The sequence below is a fragment of the Mycobacterium sp. P4_H6 genome, assembly GCF_056400845.1.
Window position 1 is genome coordinate 1 of the sequence record NZ_JBFUKN010000138.1, and the last position, 10,472, is coordinate 10,472.

Annotated in this window: 12 protein-coding genes and 1 pseudogene; 11 read left to right on the forward strand and 2 right to left on the reverse strand. The window is 65.2% G+C overall.

Going from position 1 to position 10,472, the window contains the following annotated elements; translation table 11 throughout:
- The 10 genes and pseudogenes from AC1DTF_RS31065 to AC1DTF_RS31110 form a co-directional block, all read left to right on the forward strand.
- Positions 1-171, forward strand: a pseudogene (locus tag AC1DTF_RS31065) (ATP synthase subunit I); the annotation flags it as partial.
- A 10-nt stretch (positions 172-181) separates the two neighbouring features.
- A complete protein-coding gene (gene atpB, locus AC1DTF_RS31070; protein ID WP_057165952.1) occupies positions 182-970 on the forward strand; it encodes a F0F1 ATP synthase subunit A in 789 nt (262 codons plus the stop codon).
- Positions 971-1,054: 84 nt separating this feature from the next.
- The gene (locus AC1DTF_RS31075; protein WP_036440957.1) at positions 1,055-1,315 is read left to right on the forward strand and encodes a F0F1 ATP synthase subunit C; all 261 of its coding nucleotides are present in this window, start codon (positions 1,055-1,057) and stop codon (positions 1,313-1,315) included.
- Positions 1,316-1,324: 9 nt separating this feature from the next.
- Complete coding sequence (locus AC1DTF_RS31080) at positions 1,325-1,825, forward strand: F0F1 ATP synthase subunit B (protein ID WP_057165953.1); 501 nt, start codon at positions 1,325-1,327, stop codon at positions 1,823-1,825.
- On the forward strand, positions 1,826-3,163 hold the full coding sequence (locus AC1DTF_RS31085) for a F0F1 ATP synthase subunit B/delta (RefSeq protein WP_477476849.1): 1,338 nt from the start codon (positions 1,826-1,828) through the stop codon (positions 3,161-3,163).
- Positions 3,164-3,209: 46 nt separating this feature from the next.
- Positions 3,210-4,859, forward strand: a complete 1,650-nt coding sequence (gene atpA / locus AC1DTF_RS31090) for a F0F1 ATP synthase subunit alpha (RefSeq protein WP_477476850.1) — start codon at positions 3,210-3,212, stop codon at positions 4,857-4,859.
- 7 nt (positions 4,860-4,866) lie between these two features.
- Positions 4,867-5,793, forward strand: coding sequence for a F0F1 ATP synthase subunit gamma (locus AC1DTF_RS31095; protein WP_057165956.1), 927 nt, complete (start codon positions 4,867-4,869; stop codon positions 5,791-5,793).
- Between the two features lie 24 nt (positions 5,794-5,817).
- Complete coding sequence (atpD, locus tag AC1DTF_RS31100; protein ID WP_057165957.1) at positions 5,818-7,248, forward strand: F0F1 ATP synthase subunit beta; 1,431 nt, start codon at positions 5,818-5,820, stop codon at positions 7,246-7,248.
- Positions 7,249-7,275: 27 nt separating this feature from the next.
- Positions 7,276-7,641: a F0F1 ATP synthase subunit epsilon gene (locus AC1DTF_RS31105; protein WP_057165958.1), complete on the forward strand. Its 366-nt coding sequence runs from the start codon at positions 7,276-7,278 to the stop codon at positions 7,639-7,641.
- A 12-nt stretch (positions 7,642-7,653) separates the two neighbouring features.
- Complete coding sequence (locus AC1DTF_RS31110) at positions 7,654-8,097, forward strand: DUF2550 domain-containing protein (protein WP_477476851.1); 444 nt, start codon at positions 7,654-7,656, stop codon at positions 8,095-8,097.
- A 56-nt stretch (positions 8,098-8,153) separates the two neighbouring features.
- Here AC1DTF_RS31110 and AC1DTF_RS31115 read toward each other — a convergent pair whose 3' ends face one another.
- Positions 8,154-8,729, reverse strand: coding sequence for a cob(I)yrinic acid a,c-diamide adenosyltransferase (locus AC1DTF_RS31115; RefSeq protein ID WP_057165960.1), 576 nt, complete (start codon positions 8,727-8,729; stop codon positions 8,154-8,156).
- 82 nt (positions 8,730-8,811) lie between these two features.
- Here AC1DTF_RS31115 and murA point away from each other — a divergent pair, with 82 nt between their 5' ends.
- Positions 8,812-10,065: a UDP-N-acetylglucosamine 1-carboxyvinyltransferase gene (murA, locus tag AC1DTF_RS31120; protein ID WP_057165961.1), complete on the forward strand. Its 1,254-nt coding sequence runs from the start codon at positions 8,812-8,814 to the stop codon at positions 10,063-10,065.
- A 132-nt stretch (positions 10,066-10,197) separates the two neighbouring features.
- Here murA and AC1DTF_RS31125 read toward each other — a convergent pair.
- On the reverse strand, positions 10,198-10,472 hold a 275-nt coding region (locus AC1DTF_RS31125; RefSeq protein WP_477476852.1), incomplete at its 5' end, for a hypothetical protein.

A 10,472-nucleotide genomic window follows, 5' to 3' on the forward strand; every position in this document is an offset into this window, starting at 1 on the left:
GCCATGGTGGTGGCCATCTACTTCAAGGCACACGGCGGAATTGCGGTGCTGTTCGGGTTGGCAATCTTCCAGGCATTGCTGGTGATGAGCACCAGCATCCCGGTGCTGAAGAAGATCCGCTCCAACGGCTTGGACGTCGAGGACGTCCCCGCATCGGATTCGAAGGATTGAGCTGACCCGAATGACTGAGACTGTGCTTGCCGCCGAAGAGGGTGGCGCCGCCATCCACGTCGGACACCACACGATGGTGTTCGAACTGTTCGGCATGACCTTCAACGGTGACACGATCATGGCCACCGCGATCACCGCGGTGATCATCATCGGGCTGGCGTTCTATCTGAAGTCCAAGGTCACCTCGACCGGCGTGCCCGGCGGCGTGCAGCTGTTCTGGGAGGCGCTGACCATCCAGATGCGCCAGCAGATCGAGGGCTCGATCGGCATGAAGATCGCCCCCTTCGTCCTGCCGCTGGCCGTCGCGCTGTTCGCATTCATCCTGATCTCCAACTGGCTGGCCGTGTTCCCGTGGCAGTACGGCGGATCCGACGGTGCCGCGGCCGAGCTCTACAAGCCGCCGGCCTCGGACATCAACTTCGTGCTGGCACTCGCTCTGTTCGTGTTCATCTGCTACCACGCGGCGGGCATCTGGCGGCGCGGCGCCATCGGACACCCGATCGCGGTCGTCAAGGGCCACGTCGCCTTCCTGGCCCCGATCAACATCGTCGAGGAACTCGCCAAGCCGATCTCGCTGGCACTTCGACTCTTCGGCAACATCTTCGCCGGCGGCATCCTGGTGGCGCTGATCGCGATGTTCCCCTGGTACATCCAGTGGCTGCCCAATGCCATCTGGAAGACCTTCGACCTGTTCGTCGGTTTGATCCAGGCCTTCATCTTCAGCCTGTTGACGATCCTGTACTTCAGCCAGTCGATGGAAGTTCACGACGACCACGACACCAAAGAGCACGCGCACTGACTTTCGACCGTTTGACCTAGCTGCACTGACACGTACGACAGAAGTCCTGGTGGCACCGCCACCAGTTACAAGGAGGAAAAAGGAATGGAACTCGATCCCAACGCCATCATCACCGCTGGCGCGCTGATCGGTGGCGGTCTGATCATGGGTGGCGGTGCCATCGGCGCCGGTATCGGTGACGGTATCGCGGGTAACGCGCTGATCTCCGGCATCGCCCGGCAGCCCGAGGCCCAGGGCCGGCTGTTCACCCCGTTCTTCATCACCGTCGGTCTGGTGGAGGCCGCGTACTTCATCAACCTGGCGTTCATGGCGCTGTTCGTCTTCGCCACGCCGGGCCTGCAGTAGTCCGACGGCATGGACCAGCTGACCGTATCCATCGTGGCCGCGGAAGAGGGCGGGGGGACCAGTAACTTCCTGGTCCCCAATGGCACCTTTTTCGCCGTGCTGCTCATCTTCCTGATCACGCTCGGCGTGATCTGGAAGTGGGTGGTGCCGCCGATCAGCAAGGTGCTCGCCGAGCGCGAGGCCATGCTGGCCAAAACTGCTGCCGACAGCCGTAAGTCGGCTGAACAGGTGGCAGCCGCTCAGGCCGACTACGACCAGGCGATGGCCGGCGCACGCGCCGAGGCATCGGCACTTCGTGACGAGGCACGCGCCGAAGGCCGTCAGGTCGTCGACTCGAAGCGGGCCGAGGCCAGCGGTGAAGTCGCCGAGACGGTACGCCAGGCCAACGAGAAGCTGTCCCAACAGGGTTCAGCTGCTCAAGCCGAGCTGACCTCGTCGGTGGATGGCCTCTCGGCCACCCTGGCGAGCCGCATCCTCGGCGTCGACGTGAATTCGGGACGGAACAACTAGATGTCGACATTCATCGGACAGCTGATCGGCTTCGCCGTCATCGTGTTCATCATCGCCAAATGGGTGGCACCCCTGGTGAAGGGGCTGATGGTCAAGCAGCAGGAGGCCATCCGCGTCGCCCTGGCCGAGAGTGCCGAGGCGGCGAAGAAGCTCGCTGAGGCCGATGCCATGCATGCCAAGGCACTGGCCGACGCCGAGGCCGAGGCCGGCAGCGTCACCGGTGAGGCAAAGCAGGACTCCGAGCGCATCAAGGCCCAGCTCGAAGAGCAGGCCGGGATCGACGCCGAGCGCATCAAGGCTCAGGGCGGGCAGCAGGTTCACCTGCTCCGCCAGCAGCTGGTGCGCGAACTGCGGCTCGGGCTGGGCGATGAAGCAGTCGCCAAGGCCGCCGACCTGGTCCGTGCCCACGTGGCCGATTCGGCCGCGCAGGCTGCCACCGTCGACCGCTTCCTGGACGATCTCGACCAGATGGCCCCGTCGGCCGCTGTCATCGAGACCGGTGCCACCGCGGGACTCCGGGCGGCCAGCCGTGAGGCCTTGGCCAGTCTGGTGTCCGAGTTCGACAGCCTGGCAGGTGGTTTGGATGCCGACGGGCTGACGGCTCTGGCCGACGACCTGGCTGCAGTGGCAAAGCTGCTCATCACCGAGAGCGCCCTGACCAAGCACCTGGCCGAGCCGGCGGATTCCGCCACGGCCAAGGTCTCGCTGGTCGACAAGCTGCTGACCGGCAAGATCGGTGAGCCCGCCCTGAAGCTGGTCCGCACCGCCGCATCCCAGCGCTGGTCCACCGAGGCCAACCTGGTCGACGGGATCGAGCACATCGCGCGTCTGGCCCTCCTGCAGCGCGCGAACGCGGCCGGCGAGGTCGACGAGGTGGAAGACCAGCTGTTCCAGTTCGGGCGGGTTCTCGACTCCGAGCCGCGGCTGTCTGCACTGCTGAGCGACTACACCACCGATGCCGCAGGTCGAATCGCCCTGCTGGACAAGGTGGTCGGTACCGGAAGCAGCGCCAATGGCACCGCCGCCGCGCTGCTGTCGCAGACCATCGGCCTGCTCCGCGGGGAGCGCGCCGACGAAGCGGTCATCGATCTCGCCGAGCTCGCAGTGGCCCGTCGTGGAGAGGTCGTGGCTCATGTCAGCGCCGCTGCGGATCTGACCGATGCACAGCGCGATCGCCTGGCGACCGTGCTCTCGCGCATCTACGGGCATCCGGTGTCCATCCAGTTGCATGTCGATCCGGAACTGCTCGGTGGTCTGTCGATCACCGTCGGTGACGAAGTGATCGACGGATCCATCGCGTCCCGATTGGCCGCCGCGCAGACCCAGCTGCCGGACTGACCCAGAAGACTTATCACCCAGATCAAAGGTAGGAAGACGAAAAACCATGGCAGAGTTGACAATCTCGGCTGCTGATATCGAAGGTGCCATCGAGGGCTACGTATCCTCGTTTTCCGCCGACACCGAGCGGGAAGAGGTCGGCACCGTTGTCGATGCCGGTGACGGCATCGCCCACGTCGAGGGCCTGCCCTCGGTCATGACACAGGAGCTGCTCGAATTCCCGGGCGGCGTTCTGGGCGTGGCGCTGAACCTCGACGAGCACAGCGTCGGCGCCGTGATCCTGGGTGACTTCGAAAAGATCGCCGAAGGCCAGCAGGTCAAGCGCACCGGCGAGGTGCTCTCCGTTCCGGTGGGCGACGCCTTCCTGGGCCGCGTGGTGAACCCGCTCGGACAGCCCATCGACGGTCAGGGCGACATTGCCGCCGAGACCCGTCGTGCCCTCGAGCTGCAGGCCCCCTCGGTCGTGCAGCGCCAGGGTGTCAGTGAGCCGCTGCAGACCGGTATCAAGGCCATCGACGCCATGACTCCGATCGGCCGCGGCCAGCGACAGCTGATCATCGGCGACCGCAAGACCGGTAAGACCGCCGTCGCCGTCGACACCATCCTCAACCAGCGTGGGGCCTGGGAGACCGGCGACCCGAAGCAGCAGGTSCGCTGCRTCTACGTCGCGATCGGCCAGAAGGGCWCSACGATCGCCTCSGTSAAGSGSGCGCTCGAAGASGSCGGCGCSATGGAGTACACCACCATCGTCGCGGCCCCCGCCTCGGACGCTGCCGGCTTCAAGTGGCTGGCCCCCTACACCGGTTCGGCCATCGGCCAGCACTGGATGTATGACGGCAAGCACGTCCTCATCGTGTTCGACGATCTGTCCAAGCAGGCCGACGCCTACCGCGCCATCTCGCTGCTGCTGCGCCGCCCGCCGGGCCGTGAGGCGTTCCCCGGTGACGTGTTCTACCTGCACTCCCGTCTGCTGGAGCGTTGCGCCAAGCTGTCCGACGAACTGGGCGGTGGATCGATGACCGGCCTGCCGATCATCGAGACCAAGGCCAACGACATCTCGGCGTTCATCCCGACCAACGTCATCTCCATCACCGACGGCCAGTGCTTCCTGGAGTCCGACCTGTTCAACCAGGGCGTGCGACCGGCCATCAACGTCGGTGTGTCGGTGTCGCGCGTCGGTGGTGCCGCTCAGATCAAGGCGATGAAAGAGGTCGCGGGCTCGCTGCGCCTCGACCTGTCGCAGTACCGCGAGCTGGAGGCCTTCGCGGCCTTCGCCTCGGATCTGGACGCGGCCTCCAAGGCGCAGCTGGACCGCGGTGTGCGCCTGGTCGAGCTGCTCAAGCAGCCCCAGTACAGCCCGCTGTCCGTCGAGGATCAGGTTGTCGCGATCTTCCTCGGCACCAAGGGCCACCTGGATTCGGTTCCCGCCGAAGACGTCTCACGCTTCGAGACCGAGCTGCTGGAGCACGTCAAGGCCAGCCACTCCGACCTCCTGAACGGCATCAAGGACAGCAAGAAGCTGTCCGAAGAGGCCGAGGAGAAGCTGGTCACCGTGATCAACGACTTCAAGAAGGGCTTCTCGGCATCCGACGGCAGCTCGGTCGTGGTGAACGAGTCCGACTCCGAAGCCCTCGATCCCGAGGACCTGGAGAAGGAATCGGTCAAGGTCCGCAAGCCTGCACCCAAGAAGGCCTAGGTAACCAATGGCAGCCACACTGCGCGAGCTACGCGGACGTATCCGCTCGGCCGGGGCGATCAAGAAGATCACCAAGGCTCAAGAGCTGATCGCCACGTCGCGGATCGCCAAGGCGCAGGCCCGGGTCCAAGCGGCCCGGCCCTACGCCACCGAAATCACCAGCATGCTCACCGAGCTGGCCGGCGCCAGCGCGCTGGATCACCCGCTGCTCGTCGCACGGGAGAACCCGAAGCGGGCCGCCGTGCTGGTGGTGTCCTCGGACCGTGGGCTGTGCGGTGGGTACAACGCCAACGTGCTGCGGCGCGCCGAGGAGCTCTTCTCGCTGCTGCGTGACGAGGGCAAGTCCCCGGTGGTCTACGTCGTCGGTCGGAAGGCTCTGGGCTACTACAACTTCCGCCAGCGTGACGTGGCGGAGTCGTGGACCGGCTTCTCGGAGCGACCGACCTACGAACACGCCAAGGAGATCGCCGACACCCTGGTGACGGCATTCATGTCCGGTGCCGATGACGACGGCGACGACGGCGGCGCGGACGGCATCCTCGGTGTCGACGAGCTGCACATCGTGTCGACCGAGTTCCGCTCGATGCTGTCGCAGACTGCGGCTGCGCTGCGGATCGCCCCGATGGTCGTCGAGTACGTCGAAGACGCACCGGATGAGGGCCCGCACACGCTGTTCTCGTTCGAGCCGAACGCCGAGAACCTGTTCGACGCGCTCCTGCCGCGCTACATCGCCACCCGCGTGTACGCGGCACTGCTGGAGGCGGCCGCCTCGGAGTCGGCATCACGCCGGCGCGCCATGAAGTCGGCCACCGACAACGCCGACGATCTGATCAAGGCACTCACGCTGGCGGCCAACCGCGAGCGTCAGGCGCAGATCACCCAGGAAATCAGCGAGATCGTCGGTGGCGCCAACGCGCTGGCCGACGCCAAGTAAGCCCCGTAGGAAGCGAAAAGAGATATGACTGCTGTCGCAGAAAAGACCACGACGGGTCGCGTTGTTCGTATCACCGGCCCCGTGGTCGACGTGGAGTTTCCACGTGGCGCGGTGCCCGACCTGTTCAACGCCCTGCACGCCGAGATCACCTACGGCGAGCTGGCCAAGACGCTGACCCTGGAGGTCGCCCAGCACCTGGGTGACAACCTGGTCCGCACCATTTCCATGCAGCCCACCGACGGCCTGGTGCGCGGCACCGACGTCAGCGACACCGGTAAGTCGATCTCGGTGCCCGTGGGTGACGGCGTCAAGGGCCACGTGTTCAATGCCCTCGGCGACTGCCTCGACGAGCCCGGCTACGGCGAGGACTTCGACCACTGGTCGATCCACCGCAAGCCGCCGGCCTTCGCCGACCTGGAACCCCGCACCGAGATGCTGGAGACCGGTCTGAAGGTCGTCGACCTGCTCACCCCGTACGTGCGTGGCGGCAAGATCGCCCTGTTCGGTGGTGCCGGCGTCGGCAAGACCGTGCTGATCCAGGAGATGATCAACCGCATCGCCCGCAACTTCGGTGGCACCTCGGTGTTCGCCGGCGTGGGTGAGCGCACCCGTGAGGGCAACGACCTCTGGGTCGAACTCGCGGACGCCAACGTGCTCAAGGACACCGCCTTGGTGTTCGGCCAGATGGATGAGCCGCCAGGCACCCGTATGCGCGTCGCGCTGTCTGCGCTGACCATGGCGGAGTACTTCCGCGATGAGCAGCAGCAGGACGTGCTGCTGTTCATCGACAACATCTTCCGGTTCACCCAGGCCGGTTCCGAGGTCTCGACCCTGCTGGGTCGCATGCCTTCGGCCGTGGGTTACCAGCCGACGCTGGCCGACGAGATGGGTGAGCTCCAGGAGCGCATCACCTCGACCCGTGGTCGCTCGATCACCTCGATGCAGGCCGTCTACGTGCCCGCCGACGACTACACCGACCCGGCCCCGGCGACCACCTTCGCCCACCTGGACGCCACCACCGAGCTCTCGCGTGCGGTGTTCTCCAAGGGCATCTTCCCCGCGGTGGATCCGCTGGCATCGTCCTCGACGATCCTGCACCCCAGCGTGGTCGGCGACGAGCACTACCGCGTCGCCCAGGAAGTCATCCGGATCCTGCAGCGCTACAAGGATCTTCAGGACATCATCGCCATCCTCGGTATCGACGAGCTGTCCGAAGAGGACAAGGTGCTGGTGTACCGCGCCCGTAAGATCGAGCGCTTCCTGAGCCAGAACATGATGGCGGCCGAGCAGTTCACCGGTCAGCCCGGCTCGACCGTGCCGCTCAAGGAGACCATCGAGGCCTTCGACAAGCTGTCCAAGGGCGAGTTCGATCACCTGCCCGAGCAGGCGTTCTTCCTCATCGGTGGCCTTGACGACCTGGCGAAGAAGGCAGAAACCCTCGGCGCCAAGCTGTGATGGTGAAAGCACGAAAGGTGGTGTGGCATGGCTGAACTGGACGTCGAGATCGTCGCCGTCGAGCGTGAGTTGTGGTCCGGCAAGGCCACGTTCGTCTTCACCCGCACCACCGCAGGTGAGATCGGCATCCTGCCGCGGCACATCCCGCTGGTGGCCCAGCTGGTCGACGACGCCATGGTGCGCGTCGAGCGGGAGGGCGAGGATGACCTTCGCATTGCCGTCGACGGTGGATTTCTGTCGGTGACCGAGTCCGGGGTGAGCCTCCTGGTGGAGAACGCCCAGTTCGAGTCGGAGATCGACGCCGACGCGGCCAAGCAGGACTCCGAATCCGACGATCCTGCCACCGCAGCCTGGGGCCGCGCGCGACTGCGCGCGGTCGGGCAGATCGACTAGTAGGAACCGCCGATGAGCGCGTCCATGTTGTTCATGGTCGCGCTCGTCGGCGTTTTGCTGTTGGCGGTCGTCGCACTCGGCTACCGGCTGTGGAAGCTGCGCCAGGTGGGCGGCACCGCCGCCATCCTGCGTGATTACCCGGCCGAAGGCGGCCACGGTTGGCGGCACGGCGTGCTGCGCTACCGCGGCGGCGAGGCCGAGTTCTATCGGCTGTCGAGTGCGCGCTGGTGGCCGGACCGCCGGCTGAGCCGGCTCGGACTTGAGGTCGTCTCCCGGCGTTCCCCGCGCGGTGACGAATTCGACATCATGACCGAAGAGATCGCCGTCCTGGAGCTGCGCGATGTCAGCCCCGAACGCGGGCGCGGGTACGAGGTCGCACTCGACCGCGGGGCATTGACGGCCTTCACCTCATGGGTGGAATCGYGGCCATCACCGCGGGCGCGCCGGCGTAAGTGAATCCCGGGTCGCTTCGTTCTGTCCCGCAAGCGGGAGGTGCCCCCAGTCCGCCGTGACTAGGTTCGCTGGCCGCCGGGCTGCCATTTCACATCGCCGTCCGGATTGGCCACCCGCGACAGGATGAACAGCAGGTCAGACAGCCGGTTGAGGTATTTCGCCGGTAGTACGTTGATGGATTCGCCGTGCTGGTCGACCGCCCGCCAGGCTGAGCGCTCGGCGCGACGGGTGACGGTGCGCGCCACATGCAACAGCGCCGATAGCGCGGTGCCRCCGGGCAGGATGAACGAGTCGAGCTTCGGCAGATCCTCGTTGAACTCGTCGCACCAGCCTTCGAGGCGGTCGATGTAGTCCTGCAGAACACGCAGCGGCGGGTATTCCGGGTTCTCCACCACCGGAGTCGAGAGGTCGGCGCCGGCATCGAACAGGTCGTTCTGGATCTGCAGCAGGACCTCGCGGATCCGGTCATCTGGTTGGCCCAGTGAGACCGCGACACCGATGGCGGCGTTGGCCTCATCGCAGTCCGCGTAAGCCTCCAACCGGGCGTCGTTCTTGGAGACCCGGCTGAAATCACTCAGCCCGGTGGTGCCATCGTCGCCGGTCCGGGTGTAAATGCGGGTCAGGTGCACGGCCATGGTTAAACCGTACCGGGCAGGTCCGGGCCGTTGTGGCCGCAGCGTTCTGAAACCAGGGCCGGCTCTGCTTACACTGGCCCGCGTGAGCGATCGATTCGTGGTGACGGGCGGAAGCCGGTTATCTGGTGAAGTCGCCGTCGGGGGAGCGAAGAACAGTGTTCTCAAGCTGATGGCGGCAACGCTGTTGGCCGAAGGCACCAGCACGATCACCAACTGCCCGGACATCCTGGATGTGCCGTTGATGGCCGAAGTGCTCCGTGGCCTGGGCGCCACCGTCGAACTCGACGGTTCGACGGTCCGGGTCACTTCGCCGGACGAGGTCAAGTACGACGCCGACTTCGCCGCGGTGCGCCAGTTCCGCGCTTCGGTGTGTGTGCTGGGTCCGCTGGTCGGGCGGGGTAAGCGTGCCAAGGTCGCGTTACCCGGGGGCGATGCCATCGGCTCCCGGCCGCTGGACATGCATCAGTCCGGTCTTCGACAGCTGGGCGCCCGTTGCAATATCGAGCACGGCTGCGTGGTCGCCGAGGCCGATCAGCTACGTGGCGCGGAGATCCAGTTGGAGTTCCCGTCCGTGGGGGCTACGGAGAACATCCTGATGGCGGCGGTGCTGGCCGAGGGTGTCACCACGATCCACAACGCGGCCCGCGAGCCCGACATCGCCGATATCTGCACCATGCTCAATCAGATGGGGGCGCAGGTCTCCGGTGCCGGCTCCTCGACATTGACAATCACCGGGGTGGACCGGCTGTATCCCACCGAGCACCGGGTGATCGGGGATCGCATCGTCGCAGCCACCTGGGGGATCGCCGCGGCCATGACCCGGGGGGACATCTCGGTCACCGGGGTCGACCCCGCGCACCTGCAGCTGGTGTTGCACAAGTTGCACGACGCTGGTGCGACCGTCACCCAGCATGACAACGGTTTCCGGGTGGTCCAGTACGAGCGGCCCAAGGCCGTCAACGTCGCCACCCTGCCGTTCCCCGGCTTCCCGACCGACCTGCAGCCGATGGCGATCGGGTTGGCGTGCATCGCCGAAGGCACGTCGATGATCACCGAGAACGTGTTCGAAGCGCGGTTCCGGTTCGTCGAGGAGATGATCCGGCTGGGGGCCGACGCCCGCACGGACGGTCATCATGCCGTCGTGCGTGGTCTGCCGCAGCTGTCGAGTGCACCGGTGTGGGCATCCGACATCCGGGCCGGCGCCGGCTTGGTGCTTGCCGGCCTGGTCGCCGACGGCGACACCGAGGTGCACGACGTCTTCCACATCGATCGGGGCTACCCGTTGTTCGTGGAAAACCTGGTCAGTTTGGGTGCCGAGGTGGAGCGGGTAAGCTAGGACCTACCGGCTGATGCAGCGACATCGAGCCTCTGACCTGCGGATTTGACTTCGCAACGATCGAAGTCCTAATCTAATCGAGTTGCCCCGGACACGGGGAACAGAGGAGTTTGACTCCCCGGCCTAGATAGTTTAAGCTGGCAGGGTTGCCCCGAAACGGGAAACTTCTACACAATCAAGTCTGTTGTTTGAGAACTCAATAGTGTGTTTGGTGGTTTTTGTTTGTTGTTTTTGGCCATCCATTTGGGGGGATTCCCGTCTTCCTGAGTTGGTGGGTGGCTGTTTTTTTGATGCCAGTTTGTTGGTGTCTTTTGTTTGGATATCAGGTTTTTCTGATTCGAATTCCACCTGGCCTTTGGCTGGGTTGTTTTTGTTTGGAGAGTTTGATTCTGGCTCAGGACGAACGC